Below are 25,567 nucleotides of genomic sequence, written 5' to 3'. Positions count from 1 at the left end.
CCGTAACACGAAGGCTACAAGGGCGGATGCACGGTCAGTACCGTCCGGTCACCACCAGTGCGCGGAGGGTTCCGCCGCCGCGCGGCGACGTAGAGTACAGGTGCTGCCGGAAGAGGCCCCCAGAACAGGAGTCCGTGGTATCCGGATAACCGATGAATCGCGGGCCAGGAGGATGAAGAGCATGCCGCGTACCGCGTCTCGTGCCCGCCCCGGCGGCGGGTACCGCGACACCGCCCCGCGTTACAGTGACGCAGATCTCGAACCGCTCCTCAAGGCGCTGATCGCCGTCCGGGACGGCAGGGCGAGGTCGGAGCTGGACGTGCCGGGCGAGGGCGCCGTGGCGGAGGCCGCGGCGATCCTGGAGGAGATCCGGCAGAACGGCATGGAGCTGTCCTCGGGACTGAGCCGCGTCCGGCGCGAGATCGGCCGGGAGGGCCAGTTGCGGGGCCGGCTGACCCCGGGCACGCTGCGGGGCACCTGGGCCAGCGCGGTGGAGGACTCCAACGCGATCATCGACAAGCTCACCGACCTGGCCACCGGGATGAGCCAGGTGGTGGAGGCGGTGGCGGCCGGCGACCTGAGCCAGCGGGTCGAGCTGCGGGTGCGCGGCCGGCCCATGCGCGGCGAGCTGCTGCGCATGGCCAAGTCGGTCAACGGCATGGTGGAGCTGCTCGACCAGTTCACCTGGGAGGTCACCCAGTTCGCCCGCGAGGTCGGCACCGAGGGCCGGCTCGGCGGGCAGGCCCCGGCGCGCGGCATGACCGGCCGGTGGCGGGACGTGACCGCGTCGGTGAACGTGATGGCGGCGCGGCTGACATCGCAGGTCCGCGACATCGCGGAGGTCACCACGGCGGTGGCCAGCGGCGACCTGACCCGCAAGGTCACGGTGGAGGCGACCGGTGAGCTCCAGGAGCTGAAGCTGACCGTGAACACGATGGTCGACCAGCTGTCGGCGTTCGCCGACGAGGTCACCCGTGTGGCACGCGAGGTCGGCACCGAGGGGCAGCTGGGCGGGCAGGCCAACGTGCCGGGCGTCAGCGGCGTCTGGAAGAACCTGACCGACAACGTCAACGCGATGGCGAACAACCTGACCTACCAGGTGCGCAACATCGCCCAGGTCACCACCGCCGTCGCCGAAGGCGACCTCGGCAAGAAGATCACGGTCGACGCGCAGGGCGAGATCCTGCAGCTGAAGGACACCGTGAACACGATGGTCGACACGCTGTCGGCGTTCGCCGACGAGGTCACCCGGGTCGCCCGCGAAGTGGGCACCGAGGGACGGCTCGGCGGCCAGGCCCGCGTCCCGGGCGTCAGCGGCGTCTGGAAGGACTTGACCAACAACGTCAACGGGATGGCGTCCAACCTGACCTACCAGGTGCGCAACATCGCCCAGGTCACCACCGCCGTCGCCGAAGGCGACCTCGGCAAGAAGATCACGGTCGACGCGCAGGGCGAGATCCTGGAACTGAAGGACACCGTGAACGCGATGGTGGACACGCTGTCGGCGTTCGCGTCCGAGGTGACCCGGGTCGCCCGCGAGGTGGGCACGGAGGGGCGGCTCGGCGGCCAGGCGATCGTGCCGGGGGCCGGCGGGGTCTGGCTCGATCTGACCGACAACGTCAACTCGATGGCCAACAACCTGACCAACCAGGTGCGCGGGATCGCGCAGGTGACCACCGCGGTGGCGCAGGGCGACCTGACCCGCCAGATCGAGGTCGACGCGCAGGGCGAGATCCTGGAGCTGAAGACCACCCTGAACACGATGGTCGACACGCTGTCGGCGTTCGCCGACGAGGTCAGCCGCGTGGCCCGCGAGGTGGGCACCGAGGGCCGCCTCGGCGGCCAGGCCCGGGTGCCCGGCGCAGGCGGGATGTGGAAGGACCTGACCGACAACGTCAACGGGATGGCGTCCAACCTGACCTACCAGGTGCGCAACATCGCACAGGTCGCGACGGCGGTCGCGCACGGCGACCTGACGCGGCGCATCGACGTGGACGCGCAGGGCGAGATCCTGGAACTGAAGACGACCTTGAACACGATGGTGGACACGCTGTCGTCGTTCGCGTCGGAGGTCACCCGGGTCGCCCGTGAGGTCGGCATCGAGGGCCGGCTCGGCGGCCAGGCCGAGGTCGAGGGCGTGTCCGGCACCTGGAAGCGGCTGACCGAGAGCGTCAACGAGCTGGCCGGCAACCTGACCACCCAGGTCCGCGCGATCGGCGAGGTCGCGAGCGCGGTCGCCACCGGTGACCTGACCCGGACGATCACCGTGGAGGCGCGCGGCGAGGTCGCGGAGCTGAGCGACAACGTCAACCTGATGGTCGCGACGCTGCGCGAGACGACCCGCGCCAACGAGGAGCAGGACTGGCTCAAGACCAACCTGGCCCGGATCGGCGGGCTCATGCAGGGCCACCGCGACCTGATGCAGGTCGCCGAGCTGATCATGCGGGAGCTGACGCCGACCGCGAGCGCCCAGTACGGCGCCTTCTACCTGGCGGAGAACGCGGGCGAGGAGACCGAGCTGGTGCTGATCGCCGGGTACGGAACCCGTCGGCACCGTGGGGGCATCGTCCGGTTCAACCTGGGCGAGGGACTCGTCGGGCAGGCCGCGCAGGAGCGCCGGCCGCTGCTGATCGCCGACGCGCCCGCCGACTACGTCAAGCTCGGGTCGGGGCTGGGCGAGGCGTCCCCGGTCAACATCATCGTGCTGCCGATCGTGTTCGAGGACGAGGTGCTCGGCGCGATCGAGCTGGCGTCGTTCGGCCGGTTCAGCGACGTCCACCTGGCGTTCTTCAGCCAGCTGATCGAGACCATCGGCGTCACGCTCAACGCGATCCGCGCCAACACGCGGACCGAGGCGCTGCTCGGCGAGTCGCAGCGGCTCGCCCAGGAGCTGCAGGAACGGTCGGACGAGCTGCAGCGCCAGCAGGGCGAGCTGCGGCACTCCAACACCGAACTGGAGGAGAAGGCGGCGCTGCTGGCCCAGCAGAACCGCGCGATCGAGATCCAGAACTTCCAGATCGAGCAGGCCCGGCGGACGCTGGAGGAGCGCGCGGAGCAGCTGGCGATCTCCTCGCGGTACAAGTCGGAGTTCCTGGCGAACATGTCGCACGAGCTGCGTACGCCGCTGAACAGCCTGCTGGTGCTGGCCAAGCTGCTGTCGGAGAACCAGGACGGCAACCTCACCGGCAAGCAGGTGGAGTTCGCGCGGACGATCCACGAGTCCGGCACCGACCTGCTGGAGCTGATCAACGACATCCTGGATCTGGCGAAGGTCGAGGCCGGGAAGATGGAGGCGCACCCGCAGCGGCTGTCGGTGTCGGCGCTGGTCGACTACGTGGAGGCGACGTTCCGGCCGCTGTCGGTCGACAAGGGCCTGCACTTCGGCGTGGAGGTCGCGCCGGACGTCCCGGCCTCCATGAACACCGACGAGCAGCGGCTGCAGCAGGTGCTGCGGAACCTGCTGTCGAACGCGGTGAAGTTCACCGCCGAGGGCGAGGTGCGGCTGCTGATCGAGCGGGCCGGCGATATCGACTTCACGCTGCCGGCGCTGTGGAACACCCCCGACGTGATCGCGTTCCGGGTGATCGACACCGGGATCGGGGTGAGCGCCGACAAGCTGCAGGAGATCTTCGAGCCGTTCCAGCAGGCCGACGGGACCACGAGCCGCCGCTACGGCGGCACCGGCCTCGGCCTGTCGATCAGCCGGAACATCGCGCGGCTGCTGGGCGGGGAGATCCACGCCGAGAGCCAGCCCGGCCGCGGCAGCGTGTTCACCCTTTATCTGCCCGCACAGTACAGCGACCGTGACGGCAGGCGCCGCGCGGCGCTGCCGGACGAGCCGGCCGCGGCGGTGGAGGCGATGCCCGGCATCGTCCCCGGCCGCCGGCCCCGCAACGGCGGCGCGCCGGGTCGGGCCGCACGGGCCTCGGCCGGTGAGACCGGGCTGCCGGTCGAGCAGCGGCCGCCCGGCGGGGAGCGCCCCGACGAGCCGGAGCCCTCGCTGAACGGGCTGCTGGAGGAGCCGCCCGCGGACTTCCTCGACACGGTCCTGTCGGGCCGCAAGGTCCTGATCGTCGACGACGACGTGCGGAACGTGTTCGCGCTCACCAGCGTCCTGGAGGGCTACGGCATGGAGGTCCTTTACGCCGAGGACGGCCAGGCCGGAATCGACGTCCTGCACCGCAACCCGGACGTCGCGGTCGTCCTGATGGACATCATGATGCCGGGCCTCGACGGCTACGCCACCACGGCCGCGATCAGGGAGATGCCGCAGTTCGCCGAGTTGCCGATCATCGTCATCACGGCCAAGGTGATGAAGGAGGACCGGGAGAAGAGTCTCTCCTCGGGCGCGTCGGACTATGTCCCGAAGCCCGTGGACGTGGACCATCTTCTTGACGTCATGAGGAACTGGCTGCAACCCTCCATCGTCCGCTGAGGAGAGGAAACGCCTGGGCAGTAGGGTCGCCGCGAGGGTCGTGCGGCGGTGGCGGGGACCGGAATCGGAGAGGCGCGCGTGGACGACAAGGCGAAGATCCTGCTCGTGGACGACCGCGAGGAGAACCTGATCGCGCTGGAGGCCATCCTCAGCTCGCTCGATCAGGATCTGGTCCGGGCGCGGTCCGGCGAGGACGCGCTGAAGGCGCTGCTCACCGAGGAGTACGCGGTCATCCTGCTGGACGTCGTGATGCCGGGAATGGACGGGTTCGAGACGGCCCGAGACATCAAGCGCCGCAAGAAGACCCGCGACCTGCCGATCATCTTCCTCACGGCGGTGAACAGCGACCCCGACTACGCCTTCCGCGGCTACGCGGCGGGCGCGGTCGACTTCATCTCCAAGCCGTTCGACCCGTGGGTGCTGCGCGCGAAGGTCTCGGTGTTCGTGGAGCTGCACAACAAGAACAAGCAGCTGCGCGACCAGACCGCGCTGCTGCGCGAGCAGGCCGCCCTCCTCCGCGAGCAGAAGACCCTGCTGAACGAGCGTCCCGACGAGGAGGCGGCGCTGGTGCACGCCAGGGACCGCCTGGCCCTGGTGGAGGAGCAGGCCGAGGCGGTGGGCAAGCACTTTCCCCCCGCCCGCCGGGATGATTTCGACGAGCTCACTCGCCGCCTGACCGGCCTGCGCCAGGCCCTGGACGGCGAGTCGTCCGCCGCGCCCTGACCCGGATCAGCCCCCGTTCAACGCGGCGCGCGCCGCGGCGATGCGGGCGAGGGTGCGGTCGCGGCCGAGGATCTCCAGGGACTCGAACAGCGGCAGGCCCACGGTGCGGCCGGTGACGGCGACGCGGACGGGCGCCTGCGTCTTGCCGAGTTTGAGCCCGTGCTCGGCGCCGATCCGCTCCAGCCGGTCCTTCAGCTCGGCGGCGTTCCACGGCGCGTCCAGGTAGGCGGCCTCGGCGGCGGCGAGGATCGCGGCGGCGGGCTCCTTCATGGCCTTGTTCCACGACTGCTCGTCGGCCGGGGGCTCGTCCAGGAACGCGAAGTCGATCATCTGGACGATCTCCGACAGCAGCGCGACGCGGGTCTGCGCCAGCGGCGCCAGTTCGGCGAACACGGCGACGTCGACGTCGAAGGGGGCCTGCTGCAGGAACGGCAGGCACTCGGCGATGAACTTCTCCACCGGCAGCGCCCGGATGTACTCGCCGTTGATCGCGCGAAGCTTCTTCACGTCGAAGAACGCGGGCGAGGTGTTGACGTCCTCGATGCGGAACTCGTCGACGATCACGTCCCACGGGACGATCTCGCGGTCGTCGGACGGCGCCCAGCCGAGCAGCATCAGGTAGTTGCGCATGGCCTCGGCGAGGTAGCCCTCGGCGCGGTAGTCCTCCAGCGCGACCTTGTCGCGGCGCTTGGACAGCTTCTGCCGCTTCTCGTTCACGATGACCGGGACGTGCGCCCACACGGGCGGCTCCGCGCCGAGCGCCTCCCACAGCAGCTGCTGCTTGGGCGCGTTCGACAGGTGCTCCTCGCCGCGCACCACGTGGGTGATGCCCTGGCTCATGTCGTCGACCGCGTTGGCCAGCAGGAACGTGACGGACCCGTCGGCGCGGGCGATGACGAAGTCCTCCAGGACGGCGTTCTCGAAGACGGGCTTGCCGCGCAGCAGGTCGATGACGGTGGTCTGGCCGTCGTCGGGCGTGCGGAAGCGAAGGGCGCGTCCGGGGCCCGCCTCAAGCCCGCGGTCCCGGCAGAAGCCGTCATAGCCCTTGTGCTGGTCGCCGGTGCGGGCGACCACGGCATCGCGGGTGCAGTCGCAGAAGTACGCGCGGCCGTCGCCCCTGAGCGTCTGGACGGCCTCCGCGTGCTTGTCCGCGTTGGCGGACTGGAAGTAGGGGCCCTCGTACTGTTCGCCGTCCATCCCGAGCCAGGCGAGGGCGCGGATGATGCCCTCGGTCCATTCGGGACTGTTGCGGGAGGCGTCGGTGTCCTCGATCCGCAGCACGAGCGTCCCGCCGGACTGCGCGGCCATCACCCAGTTGAACAGCGCCGAGCGGGCGCCGCCGACATGGAACATACCGGTCGGTGAGGGTGCGAAACGTACGCGGATCGAAGAGGTCGAAGACATGCCTTCCAGGGTAGAGCGCGCGGGGTCCCGCTCGCGCCGGGACCCGCGCGCCGGGCGGGTCTTTCAGGGCTTCCAGTGCGGGTCGCGGCCCGCCATCCCGAGGACGCGGTCGAGCAGCGGGGCGTCCTCGGGGACGGGGATCTCGGCGCCGAGGGCCCCGTACCGGCGGCTCATCTCGGCCGTGGGGACGATCTGCTCCCACGCCGCCTGGACGACCGGCGGCGGGAAGGCAGGCTCGCTGCCTGTGGCGACGGCGAGGTCCCATCCGTGCGCGACGCATTCGCCGAAGACGATCCCGGCGATGAACTCGGCCGGCATTCCCTCCTTGTTGCCGGTGAGGCTGGTGTTGCCCTCCCAGGCGGCAGGGTCCTGCCACGCCTCGGCGGTCTTGCGGGCCTGCTCCGCGAACCGTTCGGCCCAGTGCGGCTCGTCGGTGAAGTCGTGGTCCTCACCGGGGCCGGCGACCGGCGACCTGCGCGCGGCGGCCTCGCCTCGCCCGTTCCAAAGGATCAGGTGGTTGACGAGGGCGCGCACGTCCCAGTCGGGGCACGGGGTGGGCGCGTCCATCTTCGTCTCGGGTATCTCCAGAACGATCCGCGCCGCGGCCTCCGCGGCGGGAAGCATCTGGCTCCGGATGTCCATGATCTGCCCTTCGCTCATCCGTTCGAACACGGGTCCACGCTAGGACGGGCGTGCGGCGCCGGTCTTGAAGAAACGCGACAGCGTTAGCCTGGGCTGGTGGAACGATCCCTACCCGGTGGGACGCGGGGCATCCTGCGCGCGCGGACCGGGCTGGAGCGCTTCCAGGTGGAGCGGATCGCGCCGGAACCCGCGCTCACCCCGTTCGTCGCGAACTTCTGGGTGCTGCGCTGGGACCTGCGGGGACGTCCGCCGCACCGCCAGCAGGTGCTCACCCGGCCGTCCGTCCACCTCTCCTTCACGAACTTCCTGACCGAGAGGACCGGGCGGGCCCGGATCGTCGGCGTGGTGCGGGACGACTTCACCGAGGAGATCCGCGACGAGGGACGCGTGGTCGGGGCGGCCTTCCGGCCGGGCGGGTTCCGGCCGTTCATGGACGCGCCGGTCTCCACGCTGACCGGCCGGTTCGCCGGAGTGGACGAGGTGTTCGGTCCGGCGGGCACGGCGCTCGCCGCCGAGATCTTCGCCTGTTCCGGTGCCGAGGAGGCGGTCGGGCGGGTGGAGGCGTTCCTCATCGGGCGCGGGCCCGAGCCCGACCCGTCCGCCGAGCGGGCCGCGGCCGTCGTCGAGCGGATCGCGGCGCGGCCCGGCCTGGTCCGGGTGGACGACCTGGCCGCGGACGTCGGGCTCGGCGCGCGGAGCCTGCAACGCCTGTTCCACGAGTACGTCGGCATGGGCCCGAAGTGGGTGATCCGGCGGTTCCGGATGCAGGAGGCCGCGGAGCGCGCCGCATCCGGGACGCACGTGGACTGGGCCGCGCTGGCGGCCGACCTCGGCTACGCCGACCAGGCGCACTTCACCCGCGACTTCACCGCCGCCGTGGGCACCTCGCCCGCGCGATACGCGCGCGAGGCAGGGCCTGGCAGTATCGAGGGATGACCCCCGACCCCCGCGATCCACTCGATGACCTCGACGCGTTCCGCACGCTCGCCGCCGACCGGCTCGGCCCCTTCGAGCGCACGACGGTCCCGGACACGCCGGGCCTCCGCCGCGCGGGGGTCGTCCTGTGCGCGGTGGAGCACGACGACGTCCCGTCGGTGATCCTCATCAGGCGTGCCTACCAGGGCCGGAACGCCGGTCAGTGGGGGCTGCCGGGCGGCCGGCTGGAGGACGGCGAGACGCCGGAGCAGGCGGCGCTGCGGGAACTGCGCGAGGAGATCGGCCTGACCGCCGGCCCCGCCGACGTGCTCGGCGGGCTCGACGACTTCCCCGCCGCCTCCGGCTTCGCGATCACGCCGGTCGTGGTGGTGCTAAAAGACCCGGGTCCGCTGACGCCGAGCCCGGACGAGGTCCACTCCGTCCACCACACGAGCCTGCGGAGGCTCGCCGCCGACGACACCCCGAAGTGGGTCCCGCAGCCGGACGGCGGGCACCTGCTCCAGATGTGGCTCGGCCCGGACTGGCGGGTCCACGCCCCGACCGGCGCGATGCTGTGGCAGTTCCGCGAGGTGGTGCTGCTGGGGCGCCCGGCCAGGGTCGCCGACTTCGTCCAGCCCGACTGGACGCGCCACTGACCGTCAGAACGTCCCGCCGTCCACGACGATGCGCTGCCCGGTGACATAGGACGCGGCGTCCGAGACGAGGAACCGCACCACGTCCGCGACCTCTTCGGGCGTGCACACATGCCCGTACGGGGACAGTGCGTCCCGCTGCCGGATGTCCTCGACGCCGGTCGTGGCGCGCACCAGCCTGCGTCCCATATCGGTGTCCACGAGGCCCGGGGCGACGACGTTGACGTGCATGCCGTTGCCGCGCTCCTCCTTGGCGATGACCTGCGCGAGCGCCTCCATCGCGGCCTTGCCCATCGCGTAGGGGCCGCCGAACGCGGGCATGTGGTCGGTGACGACGCTGGACACGAACACCATGTCGCTGCGCTCGGCCCGCCGCATCAGCGGCAGCAGTGCCTGGCTGAGGTGGTGCGGGCCGAGGGCGTGCACGCGCACGACCCGTTCCAGTTCGGTGGGGTCGGTGTCGGCCACGCTGTTACCGCGGCTGGCCACGCCGGCGCAGTGAACGAGGATGTCCAGGGCGCCCAGTCCGGACTCGACCTGGGCGGCCAGAGCACGGCACTGGTCGAGGACGTCGACGGAGGCGCGGAACGCGTGGCCGTGCGCCCCGGCGGCCTCGATGTCGGCGACGGTCTTGCGCGCGGCCTCCTCGTCGCGGCGGTAGGCGACGGCGACCCGGGCGCCGTCCGTGGCCAGGGCCAGGGCGATGGCCCGGCCGATGCCCCGGCTTCCACCGGTGACCAGGGCCGTACGGCCGGCGAGAGAACTCACGGGACACTCCTTCGTCAGGGCTGCTCACGGCGCCTCCTATCCTGCACGCCCCCGCCGCCGCGCCGTAAGCGGCCTCTGACAAAGGTCATCCGGCCGGCTTCGCCTCGACGACGTGGTACGCGGACGGGGGCAGCGGGCCGGTCAGCGAGACGACCGAGAACCCGGCGCCGTCCAGCAGTTCCCGGAACTCGGCCTCGGTGCGCTCACGCCCGCCGGTCGACACGAGCATGTTGAGATCGTTGCGGACGATGCCCGCCGACTCCGGCCGGAGCGTCTCCGGCATCACCTGCTCCAGGATGAGCAGCCGGGCGTCCGGACGCATCGCCGCGCGGCAGGTGCGCAGGATCGCGGCGGCCTTCTCGTCGTGCCAGTCGTGGATGACGCTCTTGAGGACATAGGCGTCCGCGCCCTCGGGAACGGACTCGAAGAAGTCGCCCGGGACGATCTCGGCCCGGTCCGCGACGTTCTCCAGGGTGCCCGGTGCCGCGGTGAGCCCGGCGGGCAGGTCGAACAGCACGCCTCGCAGTCCCGGCTTGGCGCGCAGTATCGCGGCGAGCAGCGTGCCGTCACCGCCGCCCAGGTCGGCGACCGTTGCGTACCTGCCGAAGTCGTGGCCCGCGATGATGCCCGGCACGACGTCGCGGGTGTGCTCGGCCATCGCCCGGTTGAACGTCGCCGACAGTTCCGCGTCCGACTCGAAGAACTCGAACGGCGTCCTGCCGGTGGCGCGTTTCCACGCGTACTCCCCCGTGCGCAGCGTCTCGGCCATGTCGCCCCACGTGCGCCACACCTCCGGGCCGCAGAAGAGCATGATCAGCGACCGGATCGAGTCGGGGGCGCCGGCGCGCAACCGCCGTCCCTCGGCGGTCAGCGCGAACAGGTCCGGCCCGTGCTGCTCCACGACGCCCAGCCCGGTGAGGCCGCGCAGCAGCCGGTGGAGGGACGGCGCATGGGTGCCGGTCTCCTTCGCCAGATCCGCGCTCGACCGGGGCTCGTCACCGGTGAAGGCGTCGGCCAGCCCCATTTCGGCGGCCACGTAGATGATCTGCGCCGGCATGAATCCGAAGGCCAGGTCCATGAGCGGTGATCTCGGCATCGTCGGCTCCCTTCCTTGTCCGCTCCCGACGCTACGAGCCGCTCCGGCGGGCGTCTTGGACGAATGCAACCTCCCGCCCGGATCACCGTTACATGATCGTGATCTCTCCTAACAGGATGGACATTTCGGGTTTATCTAACTATTTGAGACTGGCGGCTCGTGCTCCCGAGCGAAAAGGAGTTTCCCGTGAGACGCACGGGGATCACCGCCAGCGCACTCACCGCCGTCCTCACCGGGACGGCACTGCTCGCCCCCGCCGCCGACGCCGCCCCGCCGCCCCCGCCCGGCGCGAGCACCGCGTCGCAGCACCTCGCCGCCCTCACGGTCGCCGCCGAAGGCTCCGGCGACGGCTACTCGCGGGACAAGTTCCCGCACTGGATCGACCAGGGCGACGGCTGCAACACCCGCGAAGTCGTCCTCAAACGGGACGGCGACAACGTCACGACCGGCTCGGACTGCTACCCGACCGGCGGCTCGTGGACCAGCCCCTACGACGGGGCCGCCTGGACCCAGCCATCGGACCTCGACATCGACCACATGGTCCCGCTCGCCGAGGCGTGGCGGTCGGGCGCCTCGTCCTGGACGACCTCACGCCGCCAGTCGTTCGCCAACGACCTGTCCAGCTCGCAACTGTGGGCGGTCACCGACAACGTCAACCAGGCCAAGGGCGACAAGGACCCGGCCAAGTGGACGCCGCCCCTCACGTCGTTCCACTGCATGTACGCCAGGTCGTGGATCGACGTGAAGTACCGCTACGGCCTCACGGTCGACTCGGCGGAGAAGTCGGCGCTCACCCGCCTGCTCGGCACCTGCTGACGACATCCCGGCTCCCGGCGGGCTCCGCGGTATCCGCGGACCCGCCGGGTCCCGTCACCGGGAGAGGGCCCGCAGCCAGGTCGCGGCGGTCTCGATGTGATCAGCGGTCAGTCCGGTCACCGGGTCGATCTCCACGAGCAGATGCTCGGCGACGTCCGGCTCGGCGGCGATGCAATCGGTGGCGTCCGGCTCGTCCTCGAACCAGACGAACGGCCGGCCCTCCGTCCACGCGGCCACGTGCCGGGCCTTCCACGCACCGAGCGTGCGGCCCTCCGTGATGCCGGGGAACCGCGGGATCGGGACGAACGGCAGCTCCGGCAGCCCGATCCGCGGCGAGATCCACACGTTGGCGTTGTCGCACCAGTAGCTCGCCCAGGCGAGCTCCGCGCCCGTCGACTCCACGAGGTCGAGCAGCCACGGGCCGTGCACGGGATTGAGCCACAGCTTGAACGTCACCCCGTTGGGCGAGCAGCGATGCCGCTGAAACCCCCGATCGGGCCGTTCGAATGGATTGAGAACCCCGTCGACGTCGAGCAGAACCACCGGCGACCCCATACACCGGACCGTACGGCATCGAGGCCCGCCCGTCGAAGGTCATTTCCGCCCGGGAGTCATAGGTCGCGGCTGCGCGGGCATCGTCCCGCCATGTGCCGGCTCTTCGGGATGACCACGGGCGGACCCCGCGTCCACGCCACGTTCTGGCTGCTCGACGCCCCGGACAGCCTGCGGTTCCAGAGCCGCCGCATGCCCGACGGGACGGGCCTCGGCTGGTTCTCACTGGGTGAGGAGCCCGTCCGCGACCGCGCGCCCGTCGCGGCGTTCCAGGACTGCGACTTCAACGCCGAGGCGCGGCACGTCGTGTCGCACACGTTCATCTCCCATGTCCGGTACGCGTCGACGGGAGCGCCCGACGTCCACAACTCCCACCCCTTCGTCATGAACGACCGGCTGTTCGCCCACAACGGGGTGGTGCGGGGTCTCGACGTCCTCGGCTCGTGGCTGAACGACGTGGACCGGGCGCTGATGCAGGGCGAGACCGACTCGGAGATGGTGTTCGCCTACATCACCGCGGAGATCCGGCGGCGCGGCGACACCGCGTCCGGGCTGATCGCGGCCGTCCGGCGCATCGCCGCCGAGCTTCCCCTCTTCGCGCTGAACGTCCTGCTGGCCGAGTCGAAGCGGCTGTGGGCCCTGCGCTACCCCGGCACCCACGAGCTGTGGGTGCTGACCCCCGACCTGACCGAGCCCGGCGACTCGCGGCGGCTGGACTCGGGCCGCGAGCCCGGCGGGCTGGAGGTGGCCGCCCACCGGGAGCCGACGCCCGCCTGCGTCCTCGCCAGCGAGCGGCTCGACGACGACCCCGGCTGGCGGCTCCTCGATCCCGGCGAGCTGCTCATGGTGGACGGCCTGGAGGCGTCCTCGGTGTTCCCGTTCGGCCTTCCCGCGCACCCGCTGACGCTCGCCGACCTGTCGGCGGCCGAGTCCACGTCCCAGACATGATCGACTCCGGCGGGCGGGACGTAGAGTGGACGGCCGAGTCCCGAGGAGTCCCGATGACGCATGAACTCACGCTGATGGCCGTGCACGCCCACCCCGACGACGAGGTGCTGGGCACCGGCGGCCTGCTCGCCCGCTGCGCCGCCGAGGGCGTTCGCACCGTCCTGGTCACCTGTACCAACGGCGAGCAGGGCGACGACTCCGGCGGCGTGAAGCCGGGCGAGCCCGGGCACGACGCCGAGGAGGTCGCGCAGCGCCGTCTCGCCGAACTGCGCGAGTCGGCCGATCTCCTCGACATCGCCCATCTTGAGCTGCTCGGTTACCGCGACTCCGGCATGGACGGGTGGTCGACCAACGACGATCCGGCGGCGTTCGCGAACATCCCGCTGGAGACGTCGGCCGGGCGGCTCGCCGGGCTGATGGAGCACTACCGTCCGCAGGTCGTCGTCACCTACGACGAGAAGGGCGGCTACGGGCACCCCGACCACATCCAGGCCCATCGCATCGCGCTCACCGCGGCCGAAAAGACCGGAATTCCCGACAAGTTTTATTACACGGCCATTCCGCGCTCGGGGATCAAGCAGATGTTCGAGGCCGTCCGGGAGGCGGGCGTGGAGATCGACTTCGATCCGCCCGAGGACTTCGGCACCCCCGACGAGCTGATCACCACCACCCTGGACGTCGCCGCGCACTTCGAGGCCAAGCGCAAGGCGCTTCAGGCGCACGCGAGCCAGGGCGAGAACATCTTCCTGCTGCGGCTGCCGGAGGAGATGCAGCGGGCGGCGTTCTCGGCCGAGGCGTTCGTCCGCCACTACTCCCGGATCGACACGCCCGACACCGAGGACGACCTGTTCGCCGGTCTCAGGTGACGCGCTGCGCGCGGTAGTGGTCGAGGACGTCCTGGCGCAGCAGATACCCGAACCCGGCCCGTTCGAGTCGCAGCGCCAGGGCGGCCTTGTCGGTGCCGAGAGCGGCCGCCGCGGCCCCCAGCCGCCAGTCGTGCTCGGCCAGCCGCCTGAGCAGGTAGCCGCGCTTGACCTGCGCGTCCGAGAGCCGGAACGACTTGAGGTAGGCGACGCGGCCGTCCGCGTCGGTGATCGTCTCGCCGATGTGGTTCTCCCCGCGCAGCGCGAAGGACGGCAGGAACCGCGACAGCTCGAACCCGTGCAGGTGCTGCACCACCTTGCGGGAGCCGTCCTCGTCGAAGAGCCGGCCGGCCATGACCTCGTCGTGGAAGGCGGCCCATTCCTCCTGGCGCAGTTCCGCGGCCGTCCGCAGGTCGTCGAGCGAGCGGATCCCCGTGTCGTCGATCGGCGCGGCCAGGTCGCCGGCCGGTGCGCCCAGCAGCCCGTAGATGTAGATCAGCTCGCCGAAGAGGTCCTCGACCAGCGTCGGATGCAGTGCCCGGTAGTCCTCGGGGTGCGGGACGACGAACGCGCTCGCCAGCGCGTCGGCGACGTACACCAGCACTCCGCACTGGCCTGGATGGATCTCGAAGATCCTGAGCGCGTCCTCCAGGTCCCGCACCTGCCGCCCGAGATAGGTCTCCTCGCATCGCGGTGACAGGCCATGCGCGACCGCCCTGCGCGACCACTCCTCCCAGGCGATCTCCGGCCCGCCGAAGTGCAGTGCCAGGTAGCCCTCGACGGCCAGGTGCAGCGGCAGGAAGCGAAGCCGGTCCTTGCCCGCCTTCCTGGCCATCCGCCGGGTGAATCGCACGGGCATGCGGGGCGGGGCGGCCCTGGTGTCGCGCTCCAGCAGGCGCGCCCCGTACGAGGCGGCCTGGGTCTGGTCGCCGTCGCTCCACGTCGCGACGAACGCGTGCGGGACGAACGAGACGTAGACGGCATCGCCCACGTCCACCACCGACACCGGCTCCTCGTAGACCTTCCGGTGCAGGCGCAGGTAGGGGACGGGCTCGGCGCGGACGAGCGGGACGAGCCGCACCGAACCCCACACCTGCGCGGGCCTGGTCTCCAGGCCGTCCAGCGTGACCGTCATGCCTCCTCCCCGAGGAAGCGGACGGTCCGGTCGTCCAGGTGCGCCCGCAGCTTGGCCAGGCCGACCCGCCCCTCGGCGAACCGCGCCAGCTCGACCAGCGTCGGCAGGTCCTCGGCGTCGCGGATGCCCGCGGTCGGCACGGTCGGCGCCAGCCGCCGCACGTCGAAGTCGTCCGCGTCGTAGACGGGGTTGAGATGGACGATCATGACGCGCTGGCCGGGGGCGAGCCGGTGCCCGGGGTCGAGGCGCGTCCGCCAGACCCGCAGGACGTCCGCGGCGAGGCCGGGCGGCGCGTTGTCCCAGCCGTCCGACACGATCAGGAGCCGTTCGGGGCCGGTCTCCAGCGCGTCGATGACGCGCTGCCCCAGCGGCGTCGGCCCCGACGGGTGGACGAGAAGCTCATCGGTGCGTCCGGACGTCCACAGCGGCCGGTACTCCTTGGCGAGCGCCTCCAGCAGGTAGTGCGCCGCGAGCGCGACCGCGAGCGGACGGCGCCGCTTCTGCCCCGAGCCCAGCGCGGAGTAGCTGTCGTCGAGGACGGCGGTGACCTTCCCCCACGAGCCGCGGGCCGCGCCGGCGACGCGCCGTGCGGCGGTCCGCAGGGCCTCCGACAGTTCGGCCCGCCGCCCCGCCCGCTCGTCCAGCGGCAGCGCGAGCACGTACGACGCGAGCCGGGTGAGGGGCATCTCCCGCAGATCCGCGCGGACGGCCTCGACCTTCGCCTCCCGCGCGTTCTCCTGGAGCCGCAGCCGCTCCAGCCTCGTCATCCGGGGCTGGATGCGCTCCAGGAATACCTCGCGCGGAATACCGTGCTTCGCCGCGAAACCCTCCGCGACCGTGTACGGAAGCTCGTAGATCGCGGACTTGTCATAGTGCGCCCGCCGCCACTGCTCGAAGATCGGCGTCTGGAACGCCTTGACGCTGGAAGGCGCGAACAGGAACGCCTGCTGCTCCCCGTGAAGCCGGAGATGCGCGTGCCGCGCGGCGTCCTTCACGGCCGCCCGGTACTTGACGGAGTCGAACGCCGGGTCGCGACGTCCGGCCATCCAGTCGCGGATGATGGCGCGTGTCCGCCGGTTGTTCACCCCGCGCCGCCGCAGATCCCTGAACACCCGGTACACCCGCTGCTGCGGCATCGTCTCCAGCCGCCGCGCGATCAGCCGTCCCTCCCTGCGGCGCTGCTCGACCCCGGCGTCGCCCGTCCGCACGAGCAGGTTCCGGACGATGATGGCCGCGTTGTGGTCGTTGATGTCCACGGCGAGGACGGCCGCGTACATGTCGCGGTAGTTCTCCAGCATGTATTCGTGCAGGAATTCGAGGCTGAGCCGCTGCTCGCCGGAGTGGTGATGGAACTCCCGCTGCCCGGTCGACGTGATCGCCGCGTTGACGAACATCAGCACGTCCTCGCACGCGACGAGGTCCGCGAACGTCTCGCTCATCACTCCCCCGGGGTAGAAAGGCGCCGGCCGGGGAATGAGGGCGCGAACAGCGAATCATCGCTTCACAGGGCGGGTTCCGGAAGTCACACCGAAGTCCCGCGGCCGGCCCCCGCACGCTAACACCGGAGCCGCCGCCGCGGCCTTCGAATATCGATCACCCTGGAGGCGAGGTCAGGGGCGGTAGGTGCCGAAGTACCATTCGTTGCCGTCCAGGTCGCGGGCGGCGTAGTCGCGGGAGCCGTAGTCCTGGTCGGTGAGTTCGCGGAAGATCTCGGCGCCGGCGGCCTTGGCGCGGTCGTGGTGGGCGTCGGGATCGTCGATCGCGACGTAGACGGCCGCTTTCGCGGTGTCGGACTTGCCGAACATGAACAGGCCGGTGTCGTACCGCATCTCCGCGTGGACGATGTCGCCGGCGTCGTCCTTGTAGACGCCTATGGGTTCGAAGCCGAACGCCTTCTCCAGCCACTCCATCGACTTGGCGGGGTCGGTGGACCGGATCAGCGGATAGAAGGTCCGGCGGATTTCGCTCGTCATGTCGTCCTCCCTGCGTCTGGCATGCCCAGTCTGCGCGGAGCACGACCATTGGTCTTGGACGAATGTGACCTCAGCCGCGGGCGGCGTCGCGTTCGGCCGCGAGGCGGCTGGTCTCGGGTGAGACGGGCGCGCCGAGGATCGCGGCGACGACGTCGATCAGGTAGCTGGTGAAAAGGCGGTCGTCGGAATGAGGGCCGGAACGGGCGCGGCGGGCCAGTTCGATCGCGGCGTACAGGACGGCGGTGAAGCGGCGGTGCAGGCGGGCCGCGTCCTCTTCCAGGAGCGGCTCGACCAGCATGCGCCAGCGGCAGAGACTGTCGCGCGGATCGTCCAGGACCGCTACCGGGACCAACGGATCCGGGCGGTTCAGGACATCGGCCCAGATCTGCAGATAGGCGCGGCCCGAGTCGTCGGCGAGGCTGGCCGTCATGGGACGGACGAGGGCGCCGGCCAGGGGGCGGACGCCCTGCTCGCCGTCCTCGTAGGCGTCGAGCAGGGCGTGCCGGCGCGCCTCGACCTCCGGGGCGTGCCGGGCGAAGATCGCGCGGAGGATCCCGGCGCGGTCCCCGAAGTGGTACTGGACGGCCGTGGCGTTGCGCGCGCCGGCCTCCTGGAGGATCTCGCGGAGGCTGACGGCGTCCACACCGCGCGCGGCGTAGAGGGTCTCGGCGGCGTCCAGCAGCCGTTCGCGGGTGTCACTCATCGCCGATCGCATGCTCCAGGGCCTCGGCGAAGCGCTCGCGAGCGGCCTGCCGGCGGGTGGGCAGGTGACCGGACGGCCACAGTCCCTCGACGGGCTCGACGTCGCGCAGCAACTGCCGGGCCACGGTGATCTTGTGGGCCTCGGTGGGGCCGTCGGCGATGCCCATCGCCTCGGCCCCCATCATCATGGCGGCGAACGGCATCTCGTTCGACACGCCGAGGGCGCCGTGCAGGTGCATCGCGCGCTGCACGACGTCGTGGTACACCTTCGGCATCGCGGCCTTGACGGCCGCGATGTCCTTGCGGACCTTCTTGTAGTCCCCGTGCTTGTCGATCAGCCAGGCGGTGCGCAGGACGAGCAGCCGGAACTGCTCGATCTCGATCCAGCTGTCGGCGATCTTCTCCTGGGTCATCTGCATCTTGGCGAGCGGCCCGAAACAGGTCTGCCGCGAGACCGCCCGCTCGCACATCATGTCGAACGCCTTGCGGACCTGCGCGATCGTCCGCATGGCGTGGTGGATGCGGCCGCCGCCGAGCCGGGTCTGCGCGATGACGAACGCTCCGCCCTCGTCGCCGAGGAGGTTCTCGGCCGGGACGCGGACGTTCTCGTACCTCAGGTATCCGTGGGAGCCTTCGCGTTCGCCGCCGACTCCCACGTTGCGCACCGTGACCAGCCCCGGCGCGTCGGCCGGCACGATGAACATCGACATGCCCTCGTAGGCGGAGACGTCCGGGTTGGTCACCGCCATCACGATCAGGAACGTGGCGTGGCGGGCGTTCGAGGAGAACCATTTCTCGCCGTTGATGACCCAGCCGTCCCCGTCCCGGGTGGCCCGCGTGGTGAACAGGGTCGGGTCGGCTCCCCCGTGCGGTTCGGTCATCGAGTAGGACGAGGAGATCTCCCCGTCCAGCAGGGGGCGCAGGTAGCGCTCCTTCTGCTCGGGCGTGCCGAAATGGGCGATGATCTCGGCGTTGCCGGAGTCGGGCGCCTGGCAGCCGAACACGGACGGCGCCCAGCGGGAGCGGCCCAGGATCTCGTTCAGCAGCGCCAGCTTCACCTGGCCGTATCCCTGACCGCCGAGGTCCGGGCCGAGGTGGCAGGCCCACAGCCCCTTCTCGCGCACCTGGTCCTGCAGAGGACGGACGAGCCGCTTGTAGCGGGGGTCGGTCTTGTCGTACGGGTCGCCCAGCACCAGGTCGAGCGGCTCGACCTCGTCCCGGACGAAGTCGTCCGCCCAGTCGAGAAGTTCCTGGTAGGCGGAATCCGTCTCGAAGTCCCAAGCCATGGCGAACCTCCTGAGGTCGTCTCCCCCCGATAATCGACGTACCTGAGCAAGTAATGCAAGTGCATGACTGTTACTCTCCGCTAGATCCACTGTCGGAAAGGGACCCGCCGTGCAGCCTGAGCAGATCGACCGCGCCCTCGTGGACTTCGGCGTCCTGGCCGGGTGGATGGACGGCCGCGGTCTTCCGGGCGGCCCCTTCGAGGACGTGGCGCCGCTGACCGGCGGCACGCAGAACACGCTGATCCGTTTCCGCCGCGGCGGCCGCGACTACGTGCTGAGGCGCGGCCCGAGCCATCTGCGTGCGAGGACGAACGACGTCCTGCGCCGTGAGGCGCGGGTGCTGGCGGCGCTCGACGGCACCGACGTGCCCGCGCCGCGCCTCGTCGCCGCCTGCACGGACGAGTCGGTCATGGGCGGCGCGGTCTTCTACCTGATGACCCCGGTCGACGGCTTCAACGCGACGGTGGCGCTGCCCGGCCTGCACGGCGGCGACGCGTCCGTCCGGCGCGAGATGGGCCTGAACGCCGCCCGTGCGCTGGCCGCGCTCGGCGCGGTCGACCACGAGGCGGCCGGCCTGGGCGACTTCGGCAGACCCGACGGCTTCCTCGAACGCCAGGTGGGCCGCTGGATGTCCGAGCTCGACTCCTACAGCGCGCTGGACGGCTACCCGGGACCCGACATCCCCGGCCTGGACGGCGTCGCCCGGTGGCTCGACGACAACCGCCCCAAGACGTGGCGGCCGGGGATCCTGCACGGCGACTACCACCTGGCCAACCTGATGTACTCGTTCGACGGCCCCGAGGTCGCCGCGGTCGTCGACTGGGAGATGTGCACGATCGGCGACCCGCTCCTGGACCTCGGCTGGCTCCTGGCCACCTGGCCCGACCGAGCCGACCAGAGCGCCGCGCTCGCCGGTCCGCTCGGCGCGGCCGGCGGGCTGCCGACCGCCGACGAACTGGTGGCCGCCTACGCCGAGCGCGCGGACGCCGTCGCCGGACGCGACCTGTCGTCCATCACCTGGTACGCGGTCCTCGCCTGCTTCAAGCTGGGCATCGTCCTGGAGGGAACGCACGCTCGCGCGTTCGCCGGGAAGGCCCCCAAGGAGACCGGCGACCTCCTGCACTCGATCACCCTCGGCCTCTTCCAGCGCGCCCACGGCTTCATCGGCTCCTGACAACACCTCACCGCACGCCGGACACATGCCCGGATTGTCCCGCGATCAGGCGCCCTGCCAGGATCAGAGGGACAAGGAGGAGCGATGCAGATCCGCAAGGGCGGGCCCGATGACGCGCCCGCGATGCTGGCGATGCTGGACGGGGCCGTGGCGTGGCTCGCCGCGAACGGCCGCGCCGGCCAGTGGGGCAGCGAACCGTGGTCGGGTGACCCGCGGCGCGTGGAACGGATCGCCGGCATGGCCCGCGACGACGAGATCTGGGTGGCGGAGGTGAACGGCCGGGCGGCCGGCGTCATGGCCGTCGCATCCGGGCCGCCGCACTACGTCGACCCGATCGACGAACCGGAGCTTTACATCACCCTGCTGGTGACCGACCGCGCGTTCGCCGGGCACGGCGTGGGCGGCTCGCTCATAGCCAAAGCCAAGGACGAGGCCCGCGCGAAGGGCGCCGGCCTCCTCCGCGTCGACTGCTACGGCGGCGCCGACGGCCGGCTCGTGGAGTACTACCGGCGCAACGGGTTCGAGCCGGTCGCGGCCTTCAAGGTCGGCACCTGGCCGGGGCGGCTGCTGTCCCAGCGCGTCGGCGGCTGACGCGTACGCGCCTTGCAAATCCGGGCGGCGCAACGCAGCCTGGAGGTGACCGGTGAGAACGGGGCAGTCGGTGACGCCCTTACGCCGCACGGACGGCGATCGAGCCGCTCGCCCCGTTCCGCCGGTCGGAACCCTCATGTCGGATTCCTGCCAGCACGGCCGGCCGGCCACCGGGCACGCTCAAGGCATGCACAGGAACTTCCGCTTCGGCGTGGTGGGCGAGTCGATCCGCTCGGGCGCCGAACTGGCCGAGACCGCCCGCCGCGCCGAAGAACTCGGCTACGACGTCCTGACACTGCGGGACCACTTCGTCGCGGAGCCGTTCGGGGACCAGCTCGCGCCCATGGTCGCGCTGGCGTCCGCCGCGGCCGTCACGAGCACGCTGCGGCTCGGCACCATGGTCCTCTCCAACGACTTCCGGCATCCGGTGATGCTCGCCAAGGAGGCCGCCACCCTCGACCACTTGTCGGGCGGGAGATTCGAGCTGGGCGTCGGCGCGGGCTGGCTGCGCGACGAGTACGAGGCCGCCGGGATGCCCTTCGACCGGGCCGGAACGCGGGTCGGCCGGCTGGAGGAGGCGTTGCAGATCCTGCGGGGCCTGCTCGGCGGCGGCAAGACCACGTTCGCCGGCGAGCACTACCGGATCGACGGCCTGACGGTCTTCCCGCCCCCCGGACGGCGTCCGCCGCTCCTCGTCGGCGCCGGAAGCCGGCGCATGCTCGGCATCGCCGGACGGCACGCCGACACCGTCGGCATCCTGCCCCGTGCTCTGCCGGAGGGGACGATCTCCGACGACATCTCCGAGCGGCTGCCCGACACCATCGCCCGCAAGGTGGACTGGGTCAGCGAAGCCGCCGAGGGACGGGACGTCGAGCTGAGCATGATGGTGACGCCCACGTTCGGCCCCGATCCCGCCCGCGCCGCCGCCAGGATCGCGGTCACCCGCGGCTGGGGGACGTCGTCGGCCGGCCTCGTCCTCGGCATGCCGTCCCAGTTCGTCGGCCCGCCCGAGCACATCGCCGAGCAGATGCTGGCCCGCCGCGACCGGTTCGGCTTCAGCTACTACCAGATCCCTGACACGGCCATGGAGGAGTTCGCCCCCGTCATCCCCCTGCTGGCCGCCTAGACGGAGTCGGCGAAGCCGGCGTTCATGGCCAGGCTCAGCTCCGGCTCGGTGAGCCGGTCGCCCTCCAGGGTCCCGACGATCCGGCCGCGCTGGAGGACGACGACGCGGTGGCACAGCTCGACCAGCTCGGCGAGGTCGCTGGAGGCGATGAGGACCACCTTCCCTTCGGCGGCCAGGCCTCGGACGATGTCATGGAGCTCGGTGCGGGCCCCGACGTCCACACCGCGCGTCGGGTCGTCCAGGGCGAGAACGTCCGGCGCGGCGTCCAGCCACTTGGCGAGGACCGCCTTCTGCTGGTTGCCGCCGCTGAGATCGCCCGCGCGGTCGTGGACGTCGCCGCGCACCCGCAGTCGTTCCAGGCGCCCGCGGGAACGTTCGACCAGGCGGGAACGGCGCGGCATGAACCCGCCGCGCCCCTGCCCGAGCCAGCTCACGGACGTGGTGTTCTCCCAGAGCGTCTTGTCGAGCATCAGGCCGCGCCCCTTGCGGTCGCCGGAGATGTAGGCGACGCCCGAGGTGACGCCGTCAGCCGGTAGTAGCGGCGTCCCGGGCCGCGTTCCGCGGCCCGGAACTCCGCCTCCACCAGGCCCGCGTGCCGGGCGGAGCGGGGCGACCGCCCGTCCGGAAGCCGGACGGAACCGGACGCCGGGCGGACCCGGCCGCACACGGCGTCGAGCACGGCGAGGTGGCCCGAGCCCTGGAGGCCCGCCAGCCCGACGATCTCCCCGCCCTCCACCGTCAGCGACACGTCGCGGAGCCGTCCGGGCACGGTGACGCCGGTGAGCGCGACCGCCGCCCCGCCGGTGCGGCGCGGGGCGGCGGCCCCGGGAGCCGCGTGCCGGGCGGGCTGCCCGAGCATCGCTGTGACCAGGGAGTCAAGGGCGACCTCGGCGACCGGCGCGCCCGGCAGCACGACCCGTCCGTCCCGCAGGACGGTGACCCGGGTCGCGACGCGCATGACCTCCTCCAGGAAGTGCGAGATGTAGAGGACCGCGAGGCCCCGCTCGGCCAGCCGCCGGGTGACGGCGGCGAGCCGGGCGGCGGCGTCGCGGGGCAGCGCCGATGTGGGCTCGTCCAGGATCAGGACCCGGGGATCCTGCAGCAGGGCCCGGCAGATCTCCAGCAGCTGCCGGTCCGCGAGCGGCAGCTCACCGACCTTGGCGTGCGGCGGCGGATCCAGGCCCAGCTCGGCCAGGACCGGCTCCGCCAGCCGCCGCATCTCCCGCGTGCTGACGAGGCCGCCGCGGCGCGGCGCCCCGTACGGGAAGAGGTTCTCCAGCACGGTCAGGTCGTCGTAGGTCATCAGCTCCTGCGACACGATCGCGACGCCCTGCCCCGCGGCCTGCCGCGCGTCGGCGAACCGGACGGGCAGCCCGTCCAGTTCGACGGTCCCGCCCTCGGGCCGCACCACCCCTGAGATGATCTTCACGAGGGTGGACTTGCCGGCGCCGTTCTCGCCGACGAGAGCGTGCACCTCCCCCGCGTCCAGCGTGATGCCGACCCCGTCGAGGGCGGTGACCCCGCCGTAGTGCTTGACCAGGCCGGAGGCGACGAGCATGGTCAGTACCTCCCGGCGCGCATCAGCGGGCCCTACCTTTCTGGGGGCGGCCCCCAGACCCCCGGGCCCGGAAGCCCGACGATCCTCGCTTCGCTGCGGTCATCGGGCCTCCGTCAGTGGCCGCATGTTCGCGTCCGGGTTCGCCAGCAGCTTGTCCAGCTGCGGCTTGTACCACTGGTAGGCGTTCTGCACGGTCTGCTGGCGCTTGATGATGTCGTCGATGTTGGACGCGTCCATCACCAGCCCGGGCGTCTTGAACCAGCCGTCTGGCAGCTTGCCGTCCTTCTCCCGCACCGACTTGATCAGGATCGCGGTCGCGACGTAGCCCTTCAGGTAGTGCTCGGGGTCGACGCCGGCGAAGTTGGTGCCCTTCTTGATGTATTCGAGGGTCTTGGGGTCGACGTCGAAGCCGGCCGTGAGGTACGTGCCCTTCTTCTGCTCCTTGAGGCGGCCGAGGTTGTAGCTGTCGGCGTCCCCGACGCCGAGGAACGCCAGCGCGTTCGGGTTCGCGTTCACCTGCGACTGCCAGGCGCCGTAGTTCTGCGCCGGGTCGCTGTAGGTCTGGAACGGGCCGAGGACGCGGACGCCGGGCGCCAGCTTCGCGAACGCGTCCTTGATGCCCTTGGCCCGGCTGTCGAGGACGGGCGTCCCGGGGTTCGGCACCTCGACGACCACCGTGCCCTTGGCGTCCTTGCCGAGCTTCCTCACCGTCGCCTCGGCGAGCAGCCCGCCGAGCTCGTAGTTGTCGTTGCCGACGTAGAAGTTCACCTTGCTGCCATCGGTCGGCGCGGTGTCGAGCGCGACGATCGGGATGCCCTTGTCGACGGCCTGGGCGGCGGGCCGCGTGAAGATCGGCGGGTCGAGGTTCTCCAGCACGATCCCGTCCGGATGCGTGACGGTGAGGTTCTGGAACAGCTGCTGCTCGGCGGGCCCGTCGGTGTTGGGCGGGCCGACGACCTTGAAGTCGACGTTCCCGGCCTGCTTGGACGCCTCCGTCGCGCCCTCGTACATCTCGCGGGCGAAGTTGAGGCTGTAGTTGGCGACGGCGATGCCCATCTTGAGCCGCCCGCTCCTGCCGGAGCCGCCGCCGTCTCCGCAGGACGCGGTGGTGAGCGCGGCGCCGAGCACGAGGGCGACGGCCGCCGCGACGGGTCCGCGTGGACGCGGGATCATGGGTTCCTCCCAGAGGAGCGCAGGTCACGGACGCGGCGCAGCAGCGGCGCGGCGCCGACGGCGACGAGGATGACGCCACCGGTCGCGAAGGTCGTCCAGTTGATGGGGACCTCGAAGAACACCAGCGCCGCGGTGACGACGCCGAGGATGAGGGTGCCCGCCGCGGCGCCGAGGACGGAGCCGGTTCCGCCCTTCAGCGGGGTGCCGCCGATGATCGCCGCGGCGATGGCCGTGAGCTCGTAGCCCTGGCCGATGGTGGGGTCCCCGGCGATGAAGAACGCCAGGGCGAGGACGGCCGCGATGCCCGCCATGAGGCCCGACAGCGCCAGCGCGGCGATCCGGGTCCGGGTGACGGGCAGCCCGCCGAACTCGGCGGCCTCGGGGTTGGAGCCGATGGCCCGCACCCGCGCGCCGAACCTCGTCCGGGTGAACGCGACCGTCAGGACCACGACGGCGAGCGCGAACACCCACACCGCGTTCGGCACGCCGAGCGACTCTCCGCCGCCGAGCACGGTGAACAACGCGTGGTCCTGCGGCAGGTCCGTGATCTGCCTGCCCTCGGCGAGCGCCAGACCGACGCCGCGGAGCAGCATCGACGTGGCGAGCGTGACGATGAACGAAGGCAGCCGCAGATACGTCGTGACCGCCCCGTTGAGCGCGCCCACCAGCGCGGAGAGGGCCAGCACCGCGAGGGCCGCGAGCCACGGGTTCCAGCCGTCCCGGATCAGCAGCGCGCCCACGACGACGCCCATCGCGTACATCCCGCCGACCGACAGGTCGACCTCCCGCATCGCGAGCGCGAACACCATCCCGCACGCCATCAGCCCGACGTAGACGGAGTTGTGCGCGGTCGTCAGCAGGTTGCCGGTGCGCAGGAAGTCCGGCTCGAAGAGGCCGACGCCCAGCACGAGCAGGACGAGCACGCCGACGACGCCGGCCTCGTCGGGGACCGGGCGGCGGCCCCGCGGCCGCACCGGCGCCTTCGCCTCGTCGTTCTCCGAGGCCTGCGGGGCCGCGGGCTTTCGTACGGACAT

Annotated in this window: 24 protein-coding genes; 10 read left to right on the top strand and 14 right to left on the bottom strand. The window is 71.4% G+C overall.

Annotation, left to right across the window (positions count from 1 at the left end; genetic code table 11):
• The first annotated feature begins 181 nt into the window (after positions 1 to 181).
• Both ACQPXG_RS19275 and ACQPXG_RS19270 read left to right on the top strand, forming a co-directional pair.
• Positions 182 to 4,435, top strand: a complete 4,254-nt coding sequence (locus ACQPXG_RS19275; RefSeq protein WP_433469081.1) for a HAMP domain-containing protein — start codon at positions 182 to 184, stop codon at positions 4,433 to 4,435.
• Between the two features lie 78 nt (positions 4,436 to 4,513).
• The gene (locus ACQPXG_RS19270; RefSeq protein ID WP_433469080.1) at positions 4,514 to 5,158 is read left to right on the top strand and encodes a response regulator; all 645 of its coding nucleotides are present in this window, start codon (positions 4,514 to 4,516) and stop codon (positions 5,156 to 5,158) included.
• Between the two features lie 6 nt (positions 5,159 to 5,164).
• Here the strand turns inward: ACQPXG_RS19270 and gltX are convergent, their stop codons facing one another.
• On the bottom strand, positions 5,165 to 6,562 hold the full coding sequence (gene gltX, locus ACQPXG_RS19265; RefSeq protein WP_433469079.1) for a glutamate--tRNA ligase: 1,398 nt from the start codon (positions 6,560 to 6,562) through the stop codon (positions 5,165 to 5,167).
• A gap of 63 nt (positions 6,563 to 6,625) precedes the next feature.
• Positions 6,626 to 7,234 (bottom strand): TIGR03086 family metal-binding protein, encoded by a 609-nt coding sequence (locus ACQPXG_RS19260; RefSeq protein WP_433469078.1) that lies wholly within the window; start codon positions 7,232 to 7,234, stop codon positions 6,626 to 6,628.
• 66 nt (positions 7,235 to 7,300) lie between these two features.
• Between ACQPXG_RS19260 and ACQPXG_RS19255 the strand changes: the two genes are divergently transcribed.
• The gene (locus ACQPXG_RS19255; protein WP_433469077.1) at positions 7,301 to 8,140 is read left to right on the top strand and encodes a helix-turn-helix domain-containing protein; all 840 of its coding nucleotides are present in this window, start codon (positions 7,301 to 7,303) and stop codon (positions 8,138 to 8,140) included.
• Positions 8,137 to 8,775 carry an NUDIX hydrolase gene (locus tag ACQPXG_RS19250; RefSeq protein ID WP_433469076.1) on the top strand — a complete coding sequence of 213 codons (639 nt, stop codon included), beginning with the start codon at positions 8,137 to 8,139 and terminating at the stop codon, positions 8,773 to 8,775. The genes ACQPXG_RS19255 and ACQPXG_RS19250 overlap by 4 nt, the downstream gene beginning before the upstream one ends.
• A gap of 3 nt (positions 8,776 to 8,778) precedes the next feature.
• On the opposite strand, the gene ACQPXG_RS19245 is transcribed toward ACQPXG_RS19250, so the two are convergent.
• Positions 8,779 to 9,540, bottom strand: a complete 762-nt coding sequence (locus tag ACQPXG_RS19245) for an SDR family NAD(P)-dependent oxidoreductase (protein WP_433469075.1) — start codon at positions 9,538 to 9,540, stop codon at positions 8,779 to 8,781.
• 85 nt (positions 9,541 to 9,625) lie between these two features.
• Positions 9,626 to 10,636 (bottom strand): methyltransferase, encoded by a 1,011-nt coding sequence (locus tag ACQPXG_RS19240; RefSeq protein WP_433469074.1) that lies wholly within the window; start codon positions 10,634 to 10,636, stop codon positions 9,626 to 9,628.
• 186 nt (positions 10,637 to 10,822) lie between these two features.
• Between ACQPXG_RS19240 and ACQPXG_RS19235 the strand changes: the two genes are divergently transcribed.
• Entirely contained in the window at positions 10,823 to 11,452 is a 630-nt protein-coding gene (locus tag ACQPXG_RS19235; protein ID WP_433469073.1) for an HNH endonuclease family protein, read from the top strand.
• Between the two features lie 54 nt (positions 11,453 to 11,506).
• On the opposite strand, the gene ACQPXG_RS19230 is transcribed toward ACQPXG_RS19235, so the two are convergent.
• Positions 11,507 to 12,007, bottom strand: a complete 501-nt coding sequence (locus ACQPXG_RS19230; RefSeq protein WP_433469072.1) for an HAD domain-containing protein — start codon at positions 12,005 to 12,007, stop codon at positions 11,507 to 11,509.
• Positions 12,008 to 12,097: 90 nt separating this feature from the next.
• On the opposite strand from ACQPXG_RS19230, the gene ACQPXG_RS19225 reads away from it, so the two are divergent.
• Both ACQPXG_RS19225 and ACQPXG_RS19220 read left to right on the top strand, forming a co-directional pair.
• Positions 12,098 to 12,952: a class II glutamine amidotransferase gene (locus tag ACQPXG_RS19225; protein ID WP_433469071.1), complete on the top strand. Its 855-nt coding sequence runs from the start codon at positions 12,098 to 12,100 to the stop codon at positions 12,950 to 12,952.
• Positions 12,953 to 13,005: 53 nt separating this feature from the next.
• Positions 13,006 to 13,818, top strand: a complete 813-nt coding sequence (locus ACQPXG_RS19220) for a PIG-L family deacetylase (protein WP_433469070.1) — start codon at positions 13,006 to 13,008, stop codon at positions 13,816 to 13,818.
• Here the strand turns inward: ACQPXG_RS19220 and ACQPXG_RS19215 are convergent.
• From ACQPXG_RS19215 to ACQPXG_RS19195, 5 genes are all read right to left on the bottom strand, one after another.
• A complete protein-coding gene (locus ACQPXG_RS19215; RefSeq protein ID WP_433469069.1) occupies positions 13,811 to 14,950 on the bottom strand; it encodes an ARPP-2 domain-containing protein in 1,140 nt (379 codons plus the stop codon). The genes ACQPXG_RS19220 and ACQPXG_RS19215 overlap by 8 nt on opposite strands.
• Positions 14,947 to 16,389, bottom strand: a complete 1,443-nt coding sequence (locus ACQPXG_RS19210; protein WP_433469068.1) for a hypothetical protein — start codon at positions 16,387 to 16,389, stop codon at positions 14,947 to 14,949. Before ACQPXG_RS19210 ends, ACQPXG_RS19215 begins: the two co-directional genes overlap by 4 nt.
• Before the next feature lie 171 nt (positions 16,390 to 16,560).
• Positions 16,561 to 16,923, bottom strand: coding sequence for a VOC family protein (locus ACQPXG_RS19205; RefSeq protein ID WP_433469067.1), 363 nt, complete (start codon positions 16,921 to 16,923; stop codon positions 16,561 to 16,563).
• Between the two features lie 70 nt (positions 16,924 to 16,993).
• Complete coding sequence (locus ACQPXG_RS19200) at positions 16,994 to 17,626, bottom strand: TetR/AcrR family transcriptional regulator (RefSeq protein ID WP_433469066.1); 633 nt, start codon at positions 17,624 to 17,626, stop codon at positions 16,994 to 16,996.
• Positions 17,619 to 18,911, bottom strand: coding sequence for an acyl-CoA dehydrogenase family protein (locus ACQPXG_RS19195; protein WP_433469065.1), 1,293 nt, complete (start codon positions 18,909 to 18,911; stop codon positions 17,619 to 17,621). Before ACQPXG_RS19195 ends, ACQPXG_RS19200 begins: the two co-directional genes overlap by 8 nt.
• A 109-nt stretch (positions 18,912 to 19,020) precedes the next feature.
• On the opposite strand from ACQPXG_RS19195, the gene ACQPXG_RS19190 reads away from it, so the two are divergent.
• The 3 genes from ACQPXG_RS19190 (at position 19,021) to ACQPXG_RS19180 (ending at position 21,802) form a co-directional block, all read left to right on the top strand.
• Positions 19,021 to 20,085 carry a phosphotransferase family protein gene (locus ACQPXG_RS19190; protein ID WP_433469064.1) on the top strand — a complete coding sequence of 355 codons (1,065 nt, stop codon included), beginning with the start codon at positions 19,021 to 19,023 and terminating at the stop codon, positions 20,083 to 20,085.
• 84 nt (positions 20,086 to 20,169) lie between these two features.
• Positions 20,170 to 20,676, top strand: a complete 507-nt coding sequence (locus ACQPXG_RS19185; protein WP_433469063.1) for a GNAT family N-acetyltransferase — start codon at positions 20,170 to 20,172, stop codon at positions 20,674 to 20,676.
• 187 nt (positions 20,677 to 20,863) lie between these two features.
• Positions 20,864 to 21,802: a TIGR03621 family F420-dependent LLM class oxidoreductase gene (locus ACQPXG_RS19180; protein ID WP_433469062.1), complete on the top strand. Its 939-nt coding sequence runs from the start codon at positions 20,864 to 20,866 to the stop codon at positions 21,800 to 21,802.
• Here the strand turns inward: ACQPXG_RS19180 and ACQPXG_RS19175 are convergent.
• From ACQPXG_RS19175 to ACQPXG_RS19160, 4 genes are all read right to left on the bottom strand, one after another.
• On the bottom strand, positions 21,799 to 22,272 hold the full coding sequence (locus ACQPXG_RS19175; protein ID WP_433469061.1) for an ATP-binding cassette domain-containing protein: 474 nt from the start codon (positions 22,270 to 22,272) through the stop codon (positions 21,799 to 21,801). The genes ACQPXG_RS19180 and ACQPXG_RS19175 overlap by 4 nt on opposite strands.
• Positions 22,272 to 23,360, bottom strand: coding sequence for an ATP-binding cassette domain-containing protein (locus tag ACQPXG_RS19170; RefSeq protein WP_433469060.1), 1,089 nt, complete (start codon positions 23,358 to 23,360; stop codon positions 22,272 to 22,274). The genes ACQPXG_RS19175 and ACQPXG_RS19170 overlap by 1 nt, the downstream gene beginning before the upstream one ends.
• 99 nt (positions 23,361 to 23,459) lie before the next feature.
• Positions 23,460 to 24,533 (bottom strand): sugar ABC transporter substrate-binding protein, encoded by a 1,074-nt coding sequence (locus tag ACQPXG_RS19165; RefSeq protein WP_433469059.1) that lies wholly within the window; start codon positions 24,531 to 24,533, stop codon positions 23,460 to 23,462.
• The gene (locus tag ACQPXG_RS19160) at positions 24,530 to 25,567 is read right to left on the bottom strand and encodes an ABC transporter permease (RefSeq protein WP_433469058.1); all 1,038 of its coding nucleotides are present in this window, start codon (positions 25,565 to 25,567) and stop codon (positions 24,530 to 24,532) included. The genes ACQPXG_RS19165 and ACQPXG_RS19160 overlap by 4 nt, the downstream gene beginning before the upstream one ends.

Origin of the sequence: Spirillospora sp. CA-128828 (genome assembly GCF_050945415.1) — a bacterium.
Classification (GTDB): Bacteria; Actinomycetota; Actinomycetes; order Streptosporangiales; family Streptosporangiaceae; genus Spirillospora.
This window is presented reverse-complemented; position numbering and strand designations above follow the sequence as displayed.

What these genes read in the sequence shown, in the direction of transcription:
- ACQPXG_RS19275 (WP_433469081.1), top strand. Translation starts at nt 182, where the DNA reads ATGCCGCGTACCGCGTCTCGTGCCCGCCCCGGCGGCGGGTACCGCGAC.
- gltX (WP_433469079.1), bottom strand. Translation starts at nt 6,562, where the DNA reads ATGTCTTCGACCTCTTCGATCCGCGTACGTTTCGCACCCTCACCGACC.
- ACQPXG_RS19250 (WP_433469076.1), top strand. Translation starts at nt 8,137, where the DNA reads ATGACCCCCGACCCCCGCGATCCACTCGATGACCTCGACGCGTTCCGC.
- ACQPXG_RS19240 (WP_433469074.1), bottom strand. Translation starts at nt 10,636, where the DNA reads ATGCCGAGATCACCGCTCATGGACCTGGCCTTCGGATTCATGCCGGCG.
- ACQPXG_RS19230 (WP_433469072.1), bottom strand. Translation starts at nt 12,007, where the DNA reads ATGGGGTCGCCGGTGGTTCTGCTCGACGTCGACGGGGTTCTCAATCCA.
- ACQPXG_RS19225 (WP_433469071.1), top strand. Translation starts at nt 12,098, where the DNA reads ATGTGCCGGCTCTTCGGGATGACCACGGGCGGACCCCGCGTCCACGCC.
- ACQPXG_RS19220 (WP_433469070.1), top strand. Translation starts at nt 13,006, where the DNA reads ATGACGCATGAACTCACGCTGATGGCCGTGCACGCCCACCCCGACGAC.
- ACQPXG_RS19215 (WP_433469069.1), bottom strand. Translation starts at nt 14,950, where the DNA reads ATGACGGTCACGCTGGACGGCCTGGAGACCAGGCCCGCGCAGGTGTGG.
- ACQPXG_RS19210 (WP_433469068.1), bottom strand. Translation starts at nt 16,389, where the DNA reads ATGAGCGAGACGTTCGCGGACCTCGTCGCGTGCGAGGACGTGCTGATG.
- ACQPXG_RS19205 (WP_433469067.1), bottom strand. Translation starts at nt 16,923, where the DNA reads ATGACGAGCGAAATCCGCCGGACCTTCTATCCGCTGATCCGGTCCACC.
- ACQPXG_RS19200 (WP_433469066.1), bottom strand. Translation starts at nt 17,626, where the DNA reads ATGAGTGACACCCGCGAACGGCTGCTGGACGCCGCCGAGACCCTCTAC.
- ACQPXG_RS19195 (WP_433469065.1), bottom strand. Translation starts at nt 18,911, where the DNA reads ATGGCTTGGGACTTCGAGACGGATTCCGCCTACCAGGAACTTCTCGAC.
- ACQPXG_RS19185 (WP_433469063.1), top strand. Translation starts at nt 20,170, where the DNA reads ATGCAGATCCGCAAGGGCGGGCCCGATGACGCGCCCGCGATGCTGGCG.
- ACQPXG_RS19180 (WP_433469062.1), top strand. Translation starts at nt 20,864, where the DNA reads ATGCACAGGAACTTCCGCTTCGGCGTGGTGGGCGAGTCGATCCGCTCG.
- ACQPXG_RS19175 (WP_433469061.1), bottom strand. Translation starts at nt 22,272, where the DNA reads ATGCTCGACAAGACGCTCTGGGAGAACACCACGTCCGTGAGCTGGCTC.
- ACQPXG_RS19170 (WP_433469060.1), bottom strand. Translation starts at nt 23,360, where the DNA reads ATGCTCGTCGCCTCCGGCCTGGTCAAGCACTACGGCGGGGTCACCGCC.
- ACQPXG_RS19165 (WP_433469059.1), bottom strand. Translation starts at nt 24,533, where the DNA reads ATGATCCCGCGTCCACGCGGACCCGTCGCGGCGGCCGTCGCCCTCGTG.
- ACQPXG_RS19160 (WP_433469058.1), bottom strand. Translation starts at nt 25,567, where the DNA reads ATGTCCGTACGAAAGCCCGCGGCCCCGCAGGCCTCGGAGAACGACGAG.